Source organism: Streptomyces sp. NPDC058619 (genome assembly GCF_042717785.1).
GTDB lineage: Bacteria > Actinomycetota > Actinomycetes > Streptomycetales > Streptomycetaceae > Streptomyces.
The window spans coordinates 223,372-240,678 of the sequence record NZ_JBHXQN010000005.1 but is presented as its reverse complement, the minus strand read 5'-3'; the positions used below and the strand labels follow the sequence as shown (position 1 = coordinate 240,678).

Here is a 17,307-nt window from a genome sequence, read left to right as displayed (position 1 = left end):
GACTGAACCAACAGATGAGCACGCCGGGGAACCGATCTGTCCTCGAACGCGTACGCGGCCTCGTACGGGAGGTCGCGAAGTTCGGGGCGGTCGGCGGTCTGGGTGTGCTGGTCAACCTGGGCGTCTTCAACCTGATCCGGCACACGACCGACCTCCAGGTGGTGCGCGCGAGCGTGATAGCCACCGTCGTGGCCATCGCCACGAACTACCTCGGCTTCCGGTACTTCGCCTACCGGGACCGCGCGCAGAGCCGCCGGACGCGCGAGCTGGCGCTGTTCGCCGCCTTCAGCGCGATCGGCCTGGTGATCGAGAACGGCGTGCTGTACACCGCCACGTACGGGTTCGGCTGGGACGGCCCGGTGGCGACCAACGTGTTCAAGTTCGTCGGCATCGGGACGGCCACCGTCTTCCGCTTCTGGTCGTACCGGACGTGGGTCTTCCGGGCCCTGCGCGTGCCGGAGCCCGAGCCGGAGCCCGTGCCGGAGCCCGTGCCGGAGCCCGGCGCCGCGGGGGCCGCGCAGGCGCCCGCGGCGCCCACGGGCTCCTGACCCGGCCGCGCCCGTACGCGCCCGTACGCGCCCCCGCAGCGGCCCGTACGCCGTACCTCGTACGTACGCCCGTACGCAGCTACGCCGCTAGCGGACCGTGGTCTGCGGGTCGGACCGCTCCGGGGCCGTCCGGCTGAGGAACAGCGCGAACACCGCCGGCTGCGCCTGGAGCAGTTCCAGGCGGCCGCCGTCCGCCTCCGCGAGGTCCCGGGCGACGGCCAGGCCGATCCCGGTGGAGTTGCGGCCGCTGATGGCCCGCTCGAAGATCCGGTTGCCGAGGTCGGGGGGCACGCCCGGGCCCTCGTCCGTGACCTCCAGCACCGCCTGGTTGCCGATCACCCGGGTCCGCAGGGCGACGGTGCCGCCGCCGTGCATCAGCGCGTTCTCCACCAGGGTGGCCAGGACCTGCGAGACGGCGCCGGGGGTGGCCACGGCCCGTACGCCCTGCTTCCCCGACCGGACGATGGCCCGGCCGGCGCTGCGGTAGGCGGGGCGCCACTCCTCCTCCTGCTGCTTGACGACCTCGTCGAGGTCGAAGGGGACCGCCGAGCCGGTCCGCGGGTCCCGCGAGTTCGTGAGCAGCCGCTGCACCACGTCCGTGAGCCGCTCGACCTGGGTCAGGGCGATCGTCGCCTCCTCCCGTACGGTCTCCAGGTCGTCGGTGACCGTGATCTCCTCCAGCCTCATGGACAGGGCGGTGAGCGGCGTGCGCAGCTGGTGGGAGGCGTCCGCGGCCAGGCGCCGCTCGGCGGTCAGCATGCGGCCGATCCGCTCGGCGCTGGAGTCCAGTACGTCGGCGACGCGGTCCAGCTCGGGCACCCCGTACCGCTTGTGGCGGGGGCGCGGGTCGCCCGACCCGAGCCGCTCCGCCGTCTCGGCGAGGTCGGTGAGGGGGGAGGCCAGCCGGTTGGCCTGCCGTACGGCGAGGAGTACGGCCGCCACGACGGCCAGCAGGGCCACCGCGCCGACGACGGCCAGCGTCCGCACGACCTCGCGGGTGACCGTGGAGCGGGCCTCCTCGACGACCACGACCTCACCCTGCTCGCCGCGCGCGATGCCGCGGATGACGCCCTCGTCGATGCGGTCGCCCACCTCGACGGGCGGCTGTCCGGGGATGGTGATGCGCGCGTACTTGCCGCCTTCGAGCAGTTCGGCGAGCGCGGCGGTGTCCACCGGCTTCTTCTCCAGGACGTCGGACTCGACGACGCCCACCAGCCGGAGCGCCTCGGACTCGATCCGGTCCTGGGCGCTGCTGCTGATGGTGCGGGTCTCCACGATGACCAGGGAGACCCCGAAGACGGCGATGACGACGAGCACCACGGCGAGCGTGGAGTTGATCAGGCGGCGGCGCATGACCTAGAGCATGCCCCAGGAGCGGGGGTCAGCTCTTCTCGAAGCGGAAGCCGACGCCGCGAACGGTGGCGATGTAGCGCGGGTTGGCGGCGTCGTCGCCGAGCTTCTTGCGCAGCCAGGAGATGTGCATGTCGAGGGTCTTGGTGGAGGACCACCAGGTGGTGTCCCACACCTCGCGCATCAGCTGGTCGCGGGTGACGACCCGGCCCGCGTCCCGGACCAGGACGCGCAGCAGGTCGAACTCCTTGGCCGTGAGCTGGAGCTCCTCCTCCCCCATCCAGGCGCGGTGCGACTCGACGTCGATGCGGACGCCGTGGGTGGCGGGGGGCTGGCTCGCCTCGGTGGCGCCGCGGCGGAGCAGGGCCCGGACCCGGGCGAGCAGCTCCGCGAGGCGGAAGGGCTTGGTCACGTAGTCGTCGGCGCCCGCATCCAGGCCGACGACCGTGTCGACCTCGTCCGCGCGGGCGGTGAGCACGAGGATCGGGAATCCGTGGCCCTCGGCGCGCAGCCGACGGGCGACTTCGAGGCCGTCCATGCCCGGCAGGCCGAGGTCGAGGACGACGAGGTCGACGCCGCCCTGCAGTCCCGCGTCCAGGGCGGTGGGGCCGTCCTCCCGGACCTCGACCTCGTACCCCTCCCGGCGCAGGGCGCGAGCCAGGGGCTCCGAGATGGATGCGTCGTCCTCGGCGAGCAGTACACGCGTCATGTGGGTGATGGTAGTCCGCGGGAAGTCCCGCCCGGGGCCTGCCTGCACACCCCTGGGGAACTGGGCATACGAAGGACTAACGACCATGGAATAGAGCCGAACGGTTCCCCGGAATCCTGTGATCCATATCTCAAGTCCTTCCATATGCCGCAGTGTCGTGTCGTATGGTGGCGAGACGCCTGATGCAATACTCAGGGGACCTTTGTGCCGAAAAGCGCGCCGGAGGTCTTCGATTCTGTACGGGCCGGATTGGCTGTCCCCACGCACCGACGCGGCGGACCGCCCTGTCCGGGACCGACGGCAGTGAACGACCTGTGGGCCGGGCCCTGCGCGCGATGGTGCGCGACGGGCGTGGACCCCGGCGACTGACGTTCCACCGCTCCTCCTTAGGGTGCGGACCCCGAGGCGTGGGGCGGAACTCCGGTCGCCGGTGCCGGCCACCCTCACCGGGCGCTACCAGGCTCACGAAGCCCAGCGTCCCGAGCAAGCAAGGATCGACCATGGCTTCCAGCCTGACGACGGCCTCACCGAGCCCCGCTCACGAGAAGACCGTCCTCGGCCACCCGATCGGGCTGGCCACGCTGTTCATGACCGAGATGTGGGAGCGGTTCTCCTACTACGGCATGCGTGCGCTTCTCGTCCTGTACCTGGTCTCCGGCGGTGTGGACGCCGCGACCGGAAGCCAGGGCGGCGGGCTCGGCTTCACGGCGGCGACGGCCACGGCGATCTACTCCGTGTACGTGGCCATGGTCTACCTGATGGCCATGCCCGGCGGCTGGTTCGGTGACCGCGTATGGGGCGCCCGCAAGACGGTCGCCATCGCAAGCTTCGTGATCATGGCGGGCCACGTGGCGCTCGCCGTGCCCGGCCAGCTGGCGTTCTTCGTCGGCCTGCTTCTGGTCGCGATCGGCTCCGGTCTGCTGAAGGCCAACATCTCCACGATGGTCGGCCACCTGTACAAGGACGCGGACGACTCGCGCCGTGACAGTGGCTTCACGATCTTCTACATCGGCATCAATGTGGGTGCCTTCGCGGCGCCGCTCGCCATCGGCACCATCGGCGAGACCGTCAACTGGCACATCGGCTTCTTCCTCGCCGCCATCGGCATGGGCATCGGCCTGATCATCTTCCTGCTGGCCGGCAAGACCCTGAGCCCGAAGAGCAGCATCGTCCCGAACCCGCTGTCCCCCGCCGAGCGCAAGACCGTGATCGTCAAGGCCCTCGCCGTCCTGGCCGCCGTCGCCGTCTTCTACGGCGCCGTGGTCGCGGCCGACATGTTCACCATCAAGTGGGCGCTGTACCCGATCACCATCGCCGGTCTGATCATCCCGGTCGCGGTGCTCGTGCGCATCAAGCGGGACAAGGACCTCTCCGCCGGTGAGCAGACCCGGATGAGCGCCTACATCTGGTTCTTCGTGGCCGCCGCCGTCTTCTGGATGATCTACGACCAGGGCGGTTCGACCCTCTCGCTGTTCGGTGACAAGAGCTCCGAGCGCAACCTGCTCGGCTGGGAGGTTCCGACCGTCGTCTTCCAGTCGCTGAACCCGCTCTTCGTCGTGGCCCTGGCCCCGATCTTCGCCGCCGTGTGGGTGGCCCTGGCCCGCCGCAACCGCGAGCCCAGCACCATCGTGAAGTTCTCGATCGCCCTGGTCATCGTCGGCGCCTCGTTCTTCGTCTTCGCCGTGCCGCTGAGCCAGGTCGCGGGCAACGACACCAAGGTCACCATGTGGTGGCTGGTGCTGATCTTCCTGATGCACACGATCGCCGAGCTGTTCCTTTCGCCGGTCGGCCTGTCGGTCACGACGAAGATGGCGCCGCAGAAGTACGCCTCCCAGATGATGGGCGTCTGGTTCCTGGCCGTCACCGCCGGTGACTGCATCACCGGTCTGCTCAGCCTGGCCGACGTGAAGCTGAACGGCGTCGGGGTGATCCTCTTCCAGGCGGCCGCCGCCGTGCTCGCCGGTGTCGCGATCTACATGTACCGCAAGAAGGTCAACGCGCTGATGGGCGACGTGAACTGACACGTCCCCGCCCCGTGGGACGAACGGCCCGGCACACCGGAAGGTGTGCCGGGCCGTTCCCGTGCCGTGACCGCTCCTACCGGGTGCCGCGCAGGCGGCGCCACGGGGTGAAGGTGAAGACCGCCGCGCCGAGCAGGACCACCGTGCCGGCGACCAGGGCCAGGGCCTTGATGCCGCCCTCGTCCTCCGCGCCGGTCTCGGCGAGACCGCCCGAGGCGGCGGCGCCGCCGGAGCCGCCCGAGGTGGACGGGCCGCCCGAGCCGCCCTGCTGGGCGGTGGTGTCCAGTTCCAGCGAGACGGCGCTGGTGGCCGCCTTGCAGGGGACGCTGAGCGGGGTGGACCCCGCGACCATCGTGACCTCGATCGTCATGTCGGACGGGCTGAGGCTGACCTTGCCCGTCTTGCCGGGCTTGTAGGTGCCCGTCATGTCGCTGAGGCTGACGCCCGCGCCCTGGCCGATCGGCTCGGCGTTGGCCGGGCCGGTGACCTTGACCGCGCCGCTGTCGGCGCCGCCGAGCTTGATCTGCATCGAGGGCTTGAGCGCGCCCTTGGGCAGGGGCACCGGGGCCTTCATGGCGTCCTTGGCCGTCTTGACCGTCAGGTCGTAGCTGCCGCCGTTCTTCTTGGCGTTGACGGTGACCGGGGTGGTGATGCCGCCGGGGACCGTCTCGCCGCAGTCGAACTTCACGTCGACGGCCTTGCCCGGGAAGTCGGTCTGGCCGCCGCCCCCGGCGGTGGCGCCGCCGTTGGTGGCGCCTCCGTTCGTCGCCCCGCCGTTCGTGGCGCCCCCGTTCGTCGCGCCGCCGGTGGAGCCGGCCGACACGTCGATGGTCGCGCCGACGCCGACCGCGCCCGTCGGCGCGCACTTGGTGACGAACGTGCCGATGGAGAAGGTGACGGCGACGTCGTACTTGCCGGGGCTCAGGGTGATCTTCCCGGCCTTGGTGAGCTTCAGCTTGCCCTTCATGGCGGACATCACCATGGGGGCCTTCTTGGGGATCTCCGGGTTCTTCTTCTCCCCGACGACCTTGAGCTCGCCCATCCCGCCGCCGACCGCGATCCAGCCGGTGGGCAGGACGGAGTCCTTGGGGATCACCATCAGGTCGGTGTTGTTCGAGGCGGGCTTGACCGTCTCCCAGACCACGTCGACCTCGTCACCGACCTTGGCGGTGGCCGGAGCCGTGATCCTGGCCGTGGTGTCGCCCTCCACCGGGCTGCCACCGCCGGCCGGCGGGATGCACTTGACCTTGTACGTGGTCTCGGCAGCCAGGGCGGGAGAAGCCGCCAGGGCGATGCCCGCGCCGCCGAGCAGCAGCGCGACCGCGGCCGCGCTTACCCTCCGTTGGGTCTTCACGAATGTCCCTTCGTCGTCGAACGGTTCTCAGACGGTGCGGACGTCTGTGGTGCTGTCTCCGGCGCGCTGTCCGGGGTGAACCACGGCAGGACCGCCGTGGTGGTCTGTGGGGGCGGGGCGGGCGGCGGCTCCGGCTCGCCGCGGTCCGGCCGCGCGGGACGGCGTACGGCCGGGATCCGGGGCAGCCGGGCCGTGACGGCCGCGTCGGCGGCGCCGGCGCCGCGGTGGCGTCCGCCGGCGGGGGCGGCGCGCGGCCGGACCCTGTCGACGACGGCCATGCCGACGCGGAACACCGCGGCCGGGACCACCAGCAGGAGCAGGCCCCAGAAGAGCAGGACCCCGTACGGGCGGTCCACGCCCCAGGGCTGGGCGGCCACGACCGTCTCCCCGTACTTGAGGGAGATCGTGTAGTCCCCGTACGCGCCCGCGGTGAGGGCGACGTCCAGGGCGATCTCGGCCTTCCCGCCCGGCGGGATGGTGCCCTTCCAGCGGGCCTCCTCCCACAGGGGTGCGAACACCCCGTGGGCGATGCCGAGCTGGAAGACGGGGTCCTTGACCGGGGCGGAGCCGAGGTTGCCGACGGTGACCTTGAACTTCCGTGAGGGCGGGGAGCCGAACCAGGTCAGCACCCCGTCCCCGCCCTCCAGTTCCACCCCGGTGAGCATCGCGAGGCGGGCCGTGCCGGAGGCGGCGGGCAGCTCGGCCACCGGATGGTCGGTGATCTCCAGCGGGGCGGCGACGGTGGACTGGTCGCCGTTGACGGAGGTGACGTTCACGACGCACGGGCAGGGCTTGGGCGGGGCCACGACCGGCAGCTGGGCGGCGAAGCGGCCGTCGTCGGCGACCGCGACGGCGACCCCGTCGGCGTTGGCGCAGCTGTTGGTGCCGCCGATCATGTTCTCGCCGCAGACCAGCAGCATCACGAGCGTCTTGGGCCGCCAGCCGGTCCCGGTCACGGTGATCTCGGTGCCCTTCGCGGCCTCCTGGAGCGAGAGCGCCACCGCGGGCTTGCCCTCGTCGGCGACGGCCGGGGCCGCGGGCAGCAGCGCGAGGGCGCAGGCCGCCAGCCCGGCGGCGAGGAGGGCCGCGAGCCGGGCTGCGGCGCCGGGCGTGCGGGCGACCATGGCGCTCACGTGGAGGCTCCCGTCAGTTCGTGTTCCGGTGCGCGGGCCGTGCCGGGCCCGCCGGGCGTCCCGCCGTCCGCCGTTCCGCCGCCGCCCGCACCGCCGTCCGCGCCCCGCCCCGGGACCCGCTCCCGGGTCCCCCGGCCGCGTACGAGGAACAGCGCGGCCAGCGCGGTCCCGCCGAGGAGGAGCAGCCCGCCGCCCGTCCAGCCGGCCACCCGCCAGGGCACGAACCACGCGGAGGCCTCCGCCGTGGCCCGGGCGCCGCCGGGCGCGGTGGCGGTCAGGGTGAGGCGGACGTGGTCGAGGGCGGGGGCGCCGGGCCAGGGTTCGGTCAGCTCGACCCGCTGCCCCGGGAGCAGTTCCAGCGGCAGGGCGCGGGCGGTACGGCCGGGGACTTCGCCGAAGCGGCCCTCGGCGCGCAGGGACACCTCGGGGGCGAGGGCCACGTTCCCGCGGTTGACCAGGGTGTACGCGACCTCCGCGGCGGCGCCCCGGCCGCGCACGGACACGTCCTCGACGGTGAGGGCCGCCAGCGTCGGGCCGCTGACCCGCAGGTGGACCCGTACGCCCGCTTCGCGGCCGCCCTCGGCGGCGACCACGGCGGCGGGGTGGTCCCCGGGCGGGGAGGCGGGCGGCACGGTGACGGTGAAGGGGACCACCGCGCGGGTGCGGGGCGGGATCCTCACCGCGGAGCCGGCGCCGAAGCTGATCCACGACCCGGCTCCGGTCGACTCCCGGGCGGGGCGCACGGCGAAGGCGCCGTCGGCGGTGTTGTAGGCGTCGGCCCCGCGCAGGGTGACGGTCAGCTCCCGGTCGGTGGTGTTGGCGAGGGCGAGGCGGTCCTCCAGCACGGTGCCGGGGGCGCCGGCCAGGTAGTGGTACGGGCGCGCGCCGCCGGGGCGGGCGGCGCTGCCGGCGGCGGGCTCGGCGGTCCAGCCGGGCTCGTCGGCGGCGGCCGGGTGCGCGGAGCCCGCGTACAGGGCGGCGGCGGTGAGGAGGGCCGCGCCGAGGCGGGCGGTCCTCCCGGGGGTGTGGAGCACGGGCATGGCCGGGGTGCTCCGTTCAGGACCGGGCCCGCTGGCCGCGCCGGGTCAGCCAGAGCACGCCGGCGGCGCCGGAGAGCAGCACGGTGCCGCCGAGGGTGCCGAGGGCGAGGGCGGAGTCGGTGGGACCGGTCTGCGGCAGGGTCTCCTCGTCGCCGCCACCGGACTGGGGGGCGCTGCCCGCGGGGGCGGTGACCTCCAGTTCCAGGGAGGGTCCGGGGCTGTTGCCGGGGGTGCAGGTGGTGGTGGTGCCCATCGCCTTGATGGTGAGCACGCCGGCGGTGAAGGTGGCCTTGCCGCTCTTCTTGGGCGTGTAGGTGCCCGACAGGTCGCTGATCTTGATGGGGGTGTCGGCGGGCGCCGCCTCGGCGTTGGGCGGGCCGGCGACCGGCACGGACACCTTTTCGGCGCCGCCGACGAGGATGACCGCGCTGGGCGTCATCGCGCCCTTGCCGAGTTCGATGGGGCTGGACGAGACGCCCTTCTGGAAGGACATCGTCAGCTTGTAGGCGTCGCCCTCCTTGACCGCCTTGATGTCGATGGGTGACACGGCCGACTTGTCCCCGATGGGGGTCTTGCAGTCGTAGGCCACGTCGACGACGGCCGCACGGGCTGCGGGAGCGGCCAGCAGTACCGTCGATCCGGCCAGCGCGGAGGCCAGCGCGAGCGCGGTGGAGCGTTTCCGGTTGGACACCTTCGTCTTCCCCTCGGGCCACAAGTTACTGACGACACATCAGATTGGTGGCTCAAGGTACGCCGGGGGCCTTGCGGAGGGAAGACGCAGGACGACCCGGATCAACGGGCTTTCGGCCGCGCGGTTTCGGCCGGTCCGGCGGGGGGTGCGGTGACCGGCTCGTGCGGTCGGGGCGGGGGCGGCCGACCGGCTCGGCCCGCTCTCCCGGAGCCGGCCGGCCGTCCCCCGTGCGGTTCAGGAGGCGCGGACCCCGCGCTGCCAGACGGCCGAGACGAGCGGGACGCCCGGGCGGTACGCCAGGTGCACGTGGCTGGGCGCGTCCAGCAGCGCCAGGTCGGCGCGGGCGCCGGGGGTGAGCGTGCCGACGTCGGTGCGGCGCAGGGCGCGGGCGCCGCCGGCCGTGGCCGACCAGAGGGCCTCGTCGGGGGTCATCCGCATGTCCCGGACGGCGAGCGCGATGCAGAACGGCATGGAACTCGTGTAGGAGGAGCCGGGGTTGCAGTCCGTGGACAGGGCCACGGTCGCGCCCGCCTCGATCAGCCGCCGCGCGTCGGGCCACTGGGCGCGGGTGGAGAACTCGGCTCCGGGCAGCAGGGTGGCCACCGTCGTGGCCGCGGCCTGGCCGAGGGCGTCGACGTCCGCGTCGGTGAGGTGGGTGCAGTGGTCGGCGGAGGCCGCTTCGAGCTCCACGGCGAGCTGCACGCCGGGGCCGTGGCCGAGCTGGTTGGCGTGGATGCGCGGGATCAGCCCGGCGGCGGCGCCGGCGGTGAGGATCGCGCGCGCCTGGTCCCCGTCGAAGGCGCCCTTCTCACAGAAGACGTCCACCCAGCGGGCGTACGGGGCGCAGGCGGCCAGCATGTCGCCGGTGACGAGGTCGACGTAGCCGGCCGGGTCGTCGGCGTAGTCGGGGGAGACGATGTGCGCGCCGAGGTAGGTGACCTCCTCGGTGTGCGCGGCGGCGATCCGCAGGGCGCGGGCCTCGTCGTCGACGGTGAGGCCGTAGCCGGACTTGGTCTCGAAGGTGGTGGTGCCCTGGCGGCGGGCCTCGCGGAGGTGGCGCAGCAGGTTGGCCTCCAGCTCGGCGTCGGTGGCGGCGCGGGTCGCGGCGACGGTGGTGCGGATGCCGCCGGCCGAGTAACTGTGCCCCGACATACGGGCGTTGAACTCGGCGGTGCGGTCGCCCGCGAAGACCAGGTGCGAGTGGGAGTCGACGAAGCCGGGGATGACGGCGCGGCCCTGCGCGTCGTAGGTCTCGTCCGCGGGCGGGGCCTTGGCGGTCGGGCCGACCCAGGCGATGCGCTCGCCGTCGATGACGACCGCGGCGTCAGCGATCAGCCCGAGGGGGGAACCGTCCCCGACGGCGGGGTCGTTGGTGACGAGGCTGCCGATGTGGGTGATGACGGTGGTGGTCATGATTCCTCTCGGGGGTTGTCTGGGGCTCCGCCCCGGACCCCGCGCCTCAGACGCCGGCGGGGATTTTCGGCTGGTCAGGCGCGCAGTGCCGCGATGGCGTCGGCCAGGGCGGACGGGACGTTCTCGACCAGGGTGTGGTGGCCGTCGCGGACGACGTGGCGGCCGCCGACCACCGTGTGGCGGACGTCGGCGGCCGTGGCGGCGAAGACCGCCGTCTCGGCGCCGAGGCGGGGCAGGGTTCCCGCCGTCCGTACGGAGTCCAGGGCGACGGTGGTGAAGTCCGCGAGCGCACCGGCCTCCAGGCGCCCCGCGTCGGACCGGCCGAGGGCCGCGTGCCCGTCCTCGGTGGCGGCGGTGAGCAGCGCGTTCGCCGTCCAGTGGCCGCGGGTGCGGCTGCTGAGGCGCTCGTTCAGCTCCAGGGCACGGGCCTCTTCGAGCAGGTCGACCACGGCGTGGCTGTCGCTGCCCAGGGACAGCGGGCTGCCCGCGTGCTGGAGGCGGACGGCCGGGCCGATGCCGTCGGCGAGGTCGCGTTCGGTGGTGGGGCACATGCAGGTGCCGGTGGCGGCGGCGCCGATCAGGGCGATGTCGGCGTCCGTGAGGTGCGTGTTGTGGACGCCGGTGGTGCGCGGGCCGAGCACCCCGTGGTCGGCGAGCAGCTGGGTCGGCGTACACCCGTGGGCGGCCCGGCACGCGTCGTTCTCGGCGGTCTGCTCCGACAGGTGGACGTGCAGCGGGGCGCGGCGCTCCTCGGCCGAGCGGGCGACGGTGGCCAGCTGGTCGGCGGGCACGGCGCGCACCGAGTGGATCGCGGCGCCGATCAGGGCGTGCCCGCGGGGCTTCAGGGCGGAGGTCCGCTCGGCCCAGGCGTCGGCGGTGCCGTCGGAGAACCGCAGCTGGTGCGGGTTCGGGGCCTCGCCGAAGCCCGCCGCCAGGTACGCCGTGTCCAGCAGGGTGATCCGGATGCCGGCCGCGGCGGCGGCCTCGATCAGCGCTTCGCCCATGGCGTTCGGGTCGGCGTACGGGACGCCGCCGGGGGCGTGGTGGACGTAGTGGAACTCGCCGACGTTCGTGATGCCGGCCAGCGCCATCTCGGCGTACACCGCGCGCCCGAGCGCGAAGTACGTGTCGGGGGTGAGCTTCTGGGCCGCCTTGTACATGAAGTCGCGCCAGGTCCAGAAGGTGCCCGAGCCGACCTGGACCGTTCCGCGCAGGGCCCGGTGGAAGGCGTGGGAGTGCGCGTTGGCCAGACCCGGGAGGGTGAGGCCGCGCAGCACCTCCGCGCCGGGCGGGGGCGTCGCCGCCCCGGTGCCGAGAGCGGCGATGCGGCCGTCGGCCGTCACGTCGAGGGCGACGCCCGGCTCGACGTGGGTGCCGAGCCAGGCGTGCTCCAGCCAGTACGTCGTCACGGCGTGCGGGTCGAGCGGCATGCGAGGCCTTCCAGTACGTCGGCGAGGGCGAGGACTCCGGCCACGCAGTCGTCCTCGGCGGCGAACTCCCGCGGGGAGTGGGAGACGCCGGTCGGGTTCCGTACGAACAGCATCGCGGTCGGGACGGCCGCGGAGAGGATTCCGGCGTCGTGTCCCGCCCCCGTGCCGAGGACGGGCACGGACCCGCCGAGGATCCGGTTCATCTCGTCGCGCAGGGCGTGTTCGAACTCGACGACCGGGGTGAAGGACTCCCGGACGACGGCGAGGTCGATGCCGTCCTGGTCGGCGCGCTCGCGGGCGGCCTTCTCGACGGCGGTGACGACGGTGTCCAGGGTCGCCTGGTCGGCGGCGCGGGAGTCGAGCCAGCCGCGCACCAGCGAGGGGATGGCGTTGACCCCGTTGGGCTCGACTGCGATCTTCCCGAAGGTGGCGACGGCTCCGGCGAGGGCCGCCTCGGTCCGGGCGGCCAGCACGGTCGCCGCGTACGTGAGCATCGGGTCGCGGCGGTCCGCGAGGCGGGTGGTGCCGGCGTGGTTGGCCTCGCCGCGGAAGTCGAACCGCCAGCGGCCGTGCGGCCAGATCGCGGAGGCGATCCCGACCCGGTCGCCGGACAGGTCGAGGGCGCGGCCTTGTTCCACGTGGAGTTCGACGAACGCGCCGATCCGGGCGAGGCGTTCGGGGTCGGCCCCGATGGCGTCGGGGTCGTACCCGGCGGCCTCCATGGCCCCGGGCAGGCTGATCCCGTCGGCGTCGCGGAGCTCGTACGCCTTCTCCTTGGTGAGCTGCCCGGCCGCGAGCCGGGAGCCGACGCAGGCGAGGCCGAAGCGGGCCCCTTCCTCGTCGCCGAAGTTGGTGATGGCCAGGGGCCTGGCGAACTCCGCACCTCTCTGGCGGAGTTCGTCCAGGGCCGCGAAGGAGGACACCACCCCGAGGGGGCCGTCGAAGGCCCCGCCGTCGGGGACGGAGTCCAGGTGGGAGCCGGTGACGACGGCGTCCCCGGCGAGGGGGTCGCCGAGCCAGGCCCACTGGTTGCCGTTGCGGTCGGTCTCGTACGCCAGACCGCGCGCCTCGGCCTGCTCCTGGAACCAGGTCCGGCAGTCGGCGTCGGCGCCGGTCCAGGCGTAGCGGCGGTAGCCGCCGCTGCCGGCGTCCCGGCCGACGGGCGCGAGCTGCGCCCACATGCCGTGAAAGGTGGAGGCCTCGCTCACGCGTCGTCACCCTCGCGCATGGGGATGCGGACGTCGCGCTCGTCGGCGACGGTCTCGGCGATGTCGTAGCCGGCGTCGACGTGGCGGATGACGCCCATGCCCGGGTCGTTGGTGAGGACGCGGCGGATCTTCTCGCCGGCCAGCGGGGTGCCGTCGGCGACCGTGACCTGGCCCGCGTGGATGGAGCGGCCCATGCCGACGCCGCCGCCGTGGTGGATGGAGACCCAGGAGGCGCCGGAGGCGACGTTGACCATGGCGTTGAGCAGCGGCCAGTCGGCGATGGCGTCGGAGCCGTCGAGCATGGCCTCGGTCTCGCGGTACGGGGAGGCCACCGATCCGCAGTCGAGGTGGTCGCGGCCGATGACCAGCGGGGCGGCCAGTTCGCCGCTCGCGACCATGTCGTTGAAGCGCTCGCCGGCCCTGTCGCGCTCGCCGTAGCCGAGCCAGCAGATGCGGGCGGGCAGGCCCTGGAAGTGGACGCGCTCGCCGGCCATCTTGATCCAGCGGTGCAGGGACGCGTTCTGAGGGGAATCGGCCTCCGGGAAGAGCTCCAGCATCGCCTTGTCGGTCTTGTGGATGTCGGAGGCCTCACCGGACAGGGCCGCCCAGCGGAAGGGGCCCTTGCCCTCGCAGAACAGCGGCCGGATGTAGGCGGGGACGAAGCCGGGGAAGGCGAAGGCGCGGTCGTAGCCGGCCAGCTGGGCCTCGCCGCGGATGGAGTTGCCGTAGTCGAAGACCTCGGCGCCGGCGTCCATGAAGCCGACCATGGCCTCGACGTGCGTCGCCATGGACGCGCGGGCACGGGTGGTGAAGCCCGCCGGGTCCTTGGCCGCGTAGGAGGCCATGTCGTCGAAGTCGACGCCGACGGGGAGGTAGGCGAGCGGGTCGTGGGCGCTCGTCTGGTCGGTGACGATGTCGATCGGCGCGCCTTCGGCCAGCATCTGCGGGAGCAGGTCGGCGGCGTTGCCGAGGAGGCCGATGGAGAGCGGCTTGCGGGCGTCGCGGGCCTCGACGGCGAGCTGGAGGGCGTGGCGCAGGTTGTCGGCCCTGACGTCCAGGAAGCGGTGCTCGATGCGGCGGTCGATGGCGCGCGGGTCGACGTCGATGCAGATCGCGACGCCGTCGTTCATCGTCACGGCCAGCGGCTGGGCGCCGCCCATGCCGCCGAGGCCGGCGGTGAGGGTGATGGTGCCGGCGAGGGTGCCGCCGAACTTCTTCGCGGCGACGGCGGCGAAGGTCTCGTAGGTGCCCTGGAGGATGCCCTGGGTGCCGATGTAGATCCACGAACCGGCCGTCATCTGGCCGTACATGGTCAGGCCGAGGTTCTCCAGGCGGCGGAACTCCTCCCAGTTGGCCCAGTCGCCGACGAGGTTGGAGTTGGCGAGCAGGACGCGCGGCGCCCACTCGTGGGTCTGCATGACGCCGACCGGGCGGCCGGACTGGACGAGCATCGTCTCGTCCTGCTTGAGGGTCTGGAGGGTGCGGACCATGGCGTCGTACGAGCGCCAGTCGCGGGCGGCCTTGCCGGTGCCGCCGTAGACGACGAGCTTGTCGGGGTGCTCGGCGACCTCGGGGTCGAGGTTGTTCTGGAGCATCCGCAGCGCGGCCTCCTGCTGCCATCCCAGGGTGCTGAGTGCGGTACCGCGCGAGGCCCGTACGGGGCGAGGTCCTGACATGGCTGTGCCTCCTCCGATGTTGGTCAATCCATTCACATCCTGTCCCCATGAATAGATTCAGTCAACAGCTGCGGGCGGGTCGGTGTGGTGGTGGGATGGCGCCATGGCTGCCGACGGGAACGCGGAGACGGGCACGGAGGCCGGCACGGGACCGGGCGGGGACGCCGGTCCGGGGGCGCGGCCGGGCGCGGATGCGGGTGCCGGTCCGGGCGCGGCGGCGGGCGCGGGACCGGGGGCGAGTGCGGGTGCCGGTCCGGGCGCGGGGGCTGGCGCGGGGGCGGGCGCGGGCGCGGATGCGGGGCTGAGCGCCGCGTGCGCCGGTCCGGGCGCCGGGGCAAGCGCGGGCGCGGGTGCCGGTCCGGGCGCGGGTGCCGCGGGGGTCCGGGGCCGGCGCCGGGACCTGGCCGTGCGGGCCGCCGTCCGGCAGGGGCTGCTCGACTCCGAGCCGCTGGTCTGCCTGCTGGATACGGCCGGCATCCGGGCCTCGGCGGCCGCCCTGACCAGCGCGTTCGCGGCCGTGCTGCCGCCCGGCACGCCGGTCCTGCACGCCTTCGCCGTCAAGGCCGCCCCGCTCGTACCGGTCCTGCGGCTGCTCGCGGACTGCGGGCTCGGCTGCGAGGTGGCGAGCGCCGGCGAGCTGGCGCTGGCCCGGGCGGCCGGGGCCCTGCCGGAGCACACCGTCCTGGACTCCCCCGCCAAGACGACCGCCGAGCTGCGGGAGGCCCTCGCCCTCGGGATCGCCGTCAACGCCGACAACCACCAGGAGCTGGAGCGCCTCGACGCCCTGGTCGCTGCGGCGCCCACCTCGTCCCCGATCGGCGTCCGGATCAACCCCCAGACGGGCGCGGGCACGATCGGCGCCCTCTCCACCGCCACCGCCACCTCGAAGTTCGGCGTCGCCCTGCGCGACCCCGGCGCCCGCGCCCGGCTCGTCCGGGCCTTCCTGCACCGGCCGTGGCTGACGCGCCTGCACACCCACTCCGGCTCGCAGGGGGTCCCGCTCCCCCTGCTCGTGCAGGGCGTGCGGGAGCTGCACGAGCTGGCCGAGGAGATCAACGCGGCGGCCGGGCGCCGCCAGGTCGACACCCTCGACATCGGCGGCGGGCTGCCGGTGGACTTCACCTCGGACGAGGAGGCCCCGGCCTTCGCGGGGTACGCGGCCGCCCTGCGCGAGGCGGTACCCGGGCTCTTCGACGGCTCGTACGGCCTGGTGACGGAGTTCGGCCGGGCCCTGCTGGCCAAGCACGGGCTGATCCTCGCGCGGGTCGAGTACACCAAGACCACCGGGGGCCGCCCGATCGCCGTCACGCACGCCGGGGTCCAGCTGGCCACCCGGACCGTGTACGCGCCGGCCGCCTGGCCGGTCCGCGTCCTGGCGTACGACGCGAAGGGCGTCCCGAAGACCGGCGACCCGGTCGCCCAGGACGTCGCCGGGCCGGCCTGCTTCGCGGGCGACCTGCTCGCCACGGCCCGGGAGCTGCCCCTGCTGGCCCCGGGCGACCTGGTCGGGGTGCCGGACACGGGCGCGTACTTCTTCACGGCGCACTACGGCTACAACAGCCTTCCCCGCCCCGCGGTCCACGGGTACGCGGCCGGCCCGGACGGCGGCATCCGCTTCGCCCCGGTCCGCCCGGCGCAGGACCTCGCGGCCGTCGTCGCGGAAGCGGGCGCCGCCCACCGGGACGCCCTGCTCTGACGCCGCGGCTCGCGTGTCAGGGCGGCCGCGAGGGCCGGGGCGAGGCCCGAAACCGAGCGCGCCACCGACCGCCCCGCCGCCAGCCGCCGCGCCCCGCCCCCCGCGGCCGGTTCACTCCACGAACAGCCCCCGCGCCGCGGCCCGCGCGTCGAAGGCCTCCAGCCGTGCCTGCGCGTCCGGCAGCGCGTCCGCCATCGCCTCCAGCAGCACCCGGCCCAGCAGCATCGGGGCGCAGGCCGTGTCGAACGCCAGGCCGGTGCCGACGGGGGCCGGGATCAGCAGGTCCGAGTGGCGGGCGACCGGCGCGAACGCCGAGTCCGCCACGGTGACGACCGTCAGCCCGGCTCGCCGGGAGCGCTCCAGGGCGTCCACGACCTCCCGGGGGTGGCGGGGCAGCGCGAAGCACAGCAGCGCGGTGGCGCCCTCGTAGCGGGCCGCGTCGATGCGGTCCTCCAGCATCGAGCCGCCCTCGTCGAGCAGCCGTACGTCCGGGTGCACCTTGCCGGCGAAGTACGCGAACCCGCGCGCCTGCGAGGACGCCGCCCGCAGCCCGAGCACCGGCAGCGGGACCGAGGCGGCGAGCAGCCGGCCGGTCTCCTGGACCGGCGCGGGATCGGCGAGCATCGCCGACAGCTGCCGCAGGTTCTCGATCTCGCCCTGGACGGCCTGCTGGTACTCGTTGTACGCGTCCCCGTCCTCGGCCCCGGCCCGCTCGGCGGGGGCCACCTCGCGCAGGTGCCGGCGCAGCGCCGGGTACCCGTCGAAGCCCAGCGCCACCGCGAACCGGGTCACGGAGGGCTGGCTCACGCCCGCCAGTTCGGCGAGCTCCACGCTCGACAGGAACGGCACCTCGGCCGCCCCGCGCACCATGCAGTGCGCGATCCGCCGCTGGGTCGGCGTCAGCCGGTGCCCTTCGAACAGCGCCTGCAGCCGTGCGGCCGGGCCGTCGCTCATGGCCGTCCCCCTCCATCCCGTCCCCGGTCGAATATTCAGTCACGGAGCACTCTGCATGCGGTTATGCAGCGGGGCAACCCGCGC

General features: G+C 73.9%; 14 protein-coding genes. 3 read left to right on the top strand and 11 right to left on the bottom strand.

The genetic code is table 11. The features are described from left to right. Nucleotides 1-14: 14 nt before the first annotated feature. A complete protein-coding gene (locus ACFWTC_RS08040) occupies nucleotides 15-548 on the top strand; it encodes a GtrA family protein (protein WP_384027144.1) in 534 nt (177 codons plus the stop codon). A gap of 87 nt (nucleotides 549-635) precedes the next feature. Here ACFWTC_RS08040 and ACFWTC_RS08035 read toward each other — a convergent pair whose 3' ends face one another. Together ACFWTC_RS08035 and ACFWTC_RS08030 are read right to left on the bottom strand one after the other, a co-directional pair. Then, nucleotides 636-1,901: an ATP-binding protein gene (locus ACFWTC_RS08035; RefSeq protein WP_383920738.1), complete on the bottom strand. Its 1,266-nt coding sequence runs from the start codon at nucleotides 1,899-1,901 to the stop codon at nucleotides 636-638. 28 nt (nucleotides 1,902-1,929) lie between these two features. Beyond that, nucleotides 1,930-2,607, bottom strand: coding sequence for a response regulator transcription factor (locus ACFWTC_RS08030; protein ID WP_053681251.1), 678 nt, complete (start codon nucleotides 2,605-2,607; stop codon nucleotides 1,930-1,932). Between the two features lie 500 nt (nucleotides 2,608-3,107). On the opposite strand from ACFWTC_RS08030, the gene ACFWTC_RS08025 reads away from it, so the two are divergent. Continuing rightward, nucleotides 3,108-4,628 carry a peptide MFS transporter gene (locus tag ACFWTC_RS08025; RefSeq protein ID WP_384027146.1) on the top strand — a complete coding sequence of 507 codons (1,521 nt, stop codon included), beginning with the start codon at nucleotides 3,108-3,110 and terminating at the stop codon, nucleotides 4,626-4,628. A gap of 76 nt (nucleotides 4,629-4,704) precedes the next feature. Here the strand turns inward: ACFWTC_RS08025 and ACFWTC_RS08020 are convergent, their stop codons facing one another. The 8 genes from ACFWTC_RS08020 to hutU all read right to left on the bottom strand — a co-directional run bounded on the left by ACFWTC_RS08020 (nucleotide 4,705) and on the right by hutU (nucleotide 14,573). After that, nucleotides 4,705-5,982 carry a hypothetical protein gene (locus ACFWTC_RS08020; RefSeq protein ID WP_383920731.1) on the bottom strand — a complete coding sequence of 426 codons (1,278 nt, stop codon included), beginning with the start codon at nucleotides 5,980-5,982 and terminating at the stop codon, nucleotides 4,705-4,707. After that, on the bottom strand, nucleotides 5,979-7,106 hold the full coding sequence (locus ACFWTC_RS08015; RefSeq protein ID WP_384027258.1) for a hypothetical protein: 1,128 nt from the start codon (nucleotides 7,104-7,106) through the stop codon (nucleotides 5,979-5,981). The genes ACFWTC_RS08020 and ACFWTC_RS08015 overlap by 4 nt, the downstream gene beginning before the upstream one ends. A 5-nt stretch (nucleotides 7,107-7,111) precedes the next feature. After that, complete coding sequence (locus ACFWTC_RS08010) at nucleotides 7,112-8,155, bottom strand: hypothetical protein (RefSeq protein WP_384027148.1); 1,044 nt, start codon at nucleotides 8,153-8,155, stop codon at nucleotides 7,112-7,114. Nucleotides 8,156-8,171: 16 nt separating this feature from the next. Continuing rightward, nucleotides 8,172-8,846 carry an LPXTG cell wall anchor domain-containing protein gene (locus tag ACFWTC_RS08005; protein WP_384027150.1) on the bottom strand — a complete coding sequence of 225 codons (675 nt, stop codon included), beginning with the start codon at nucleotides 8,844-8,846 and terminating at the stop codon, nucleotides 8,172-8,174. Nucleotides 8,847-9,080: 234 nt separating this feature from the next. Next, nucleotides 9,081-10,259, bottom strand: a complete 1,179-nt coding sequence (hutI, locus tag ACFWTC_RS08000) for an imidazolonepropionase (RefSeq protein WP_383920722.1) — start codon at nucleotides 10,257-10,259, stop codon at nucleotides 9,081-9,083. Between the two features lie 74 nt (nucleotides 10,260-10,333). Next, the gene (locus ACFWTC_RS07995; RefSeq protein ID WP_384027151.1) at nucleotides 10,334-11,689 is read right to left on the bottom strand and encodes a formimidoylglutamate deiminase; all 1,356 of its coding nucleotides are present in this window, start codon (nucleotides 11,687-11,689) and stop codon (nucleotides 10,334-10,336) included. Beyond that, the gene (locus tag ACFWTC_RS07990; RefSeq protein WP_383920843.1) at nucleotides 11,665-12,870 is read right to left on the bottom strand and encodes an allantoate amidohydrolase; all 1,206 of its coding nucleotides are present in this window, start codon (nucleotides 12,868-12,870) and stop codon (nucleotides 11,665-11,667) included. The genes ACFWTC_RS07995 and ACFWTC_RS07990 overlap by 25 nt, the downstream gene beginning before the upstream one ends. Nucleotides 12,871-12,893: 23 nt before the next feature. Further along, nucleotides 12,894-14,573, bottom strand: coding sequence for a urocanate hydratase (hutU, locus tag ACFWTC_RS07985; protein WP_383920716.1), 1,680 nt, complete (start codon nucleotides 14,571-14,573; stop codon nucleotides 12,894-12,896). Nucleotides 14,574-14,979: 406 nt separating this feature from the next. Here hutU and ACFWTC_RS07980 point away from each other — a divergent pair, with 406 nt between their 5' ends. Further along, nucleotides 14,980-16,269 (top strand): diaminopimelate decarboxylase, encoded by a 1,290-nt coding sequence (locus ACFWTC_RS07980; protein WP_383920713.1) that lies wholly within the window; start codon nucleotides 14,980-14,982, stop codon nucleotides 16,267-16,269. Nucleotides 16,270-16,380: 111 nt separating this feature from the next. On the opposite strand, the gene ACFWTC_RS07975 is transcribed toward ACFWTC_RS07980, so the two are convergent. Then, on the bottom strand, nucleotides 16,381-17,223 hold the full coding sequence (locus ACFWTC_RS07975; protein ID WP_384027153.1) for a MurR/RpiR family transcriptional regulator: 843 nt from the start codon (nucleotides 17,221-17,223) through the stop codon (nucleotides 16,381-16,383). Nucleotides 17,224-17,307: the final 84 nt, after the last annotated feature.

Bases quoted from the DNA above. Each gene is read 5' to 3' on its own strand.
- ACFWTC_RS08025 (WP_384027146.1), top strand. From the start codon at position 3,108: ATGGCTTCCAGCCTGACGACGGCCTCACCGAGCCCCGCTCACGAGAAG.
- ACFWTC_RS08010 (WP_384027148.1), bottom strand. From the start codon at position 8,155: ATGCCCGTGCTCCACACCCCCGGGAGGACCGCCCGCCTCGGCGCGGCC.
- ACFWTC_RS07975 (WP_384027153.1), bottom strand. From the start codon at position 17,223: ATGAGCGACGGCCCGGCCGCACGGCTGCAGGCGCTGTTCGAAGGGCAC.
- ACFWTC_RS08015 (WP_384027258.1), bottom strand. From the start codon at position 7,106: ATGGTCGCCCGCACGCCCGGCGCCGCAGCCCGGCTCGCGGCCCTCCTC.
- ACFWTC_RS08035 (WP_383920738.1), bottom strand. From the start codon at position 1,901: ATGCGCCGCCGCCTGATCAACTCCACGCTCGCCGTGGTGCTCGTCGTC.
- hutU (WP_383920716.1), bottom strand. From the start codon at position 14,573: ATGTCAGGACCTCGCCCCGTACGGGCCTCGCGCGGTACCGCACTCAGC.
- ACFWTC_RS07995 (WP_384027151.1), bottom strand. From the start codon at position 11,689: ATGCCGCTCGACCCGCACGCCGTGACGACGTACTGGCTGGAGCACGCC.
- hutI (WP_383920722.1), bottom strand. From the start codon at position 10,259: ATGACCACCACCGTCATCACCCACATCGGCAGCCTCGTCACCAACGAC.
- ACFWTC_RS07990 (WP_383920843.1), bottom strand. From the start codon at position 12,870: ATGTGGGCGCAGCTCGCGCCCGTCGGCCGGGACGCCGGCAGCGGCGGC.
- ACFWTC_RS08030 (WP_053681251.1), bottom strand. From the start codon at position 2,607: ATGACGCGTGTACTGCTCGCCGAGGACGACGCATCCATCTCGGAGCCC.
- ACFWTC_RS08040 (WP_384027144.1), top strand. From the start codon at position 15: ATGAGCACGCCGGGGAACCGATCTGTCCTCGAACGCGTACGCGGCCTC.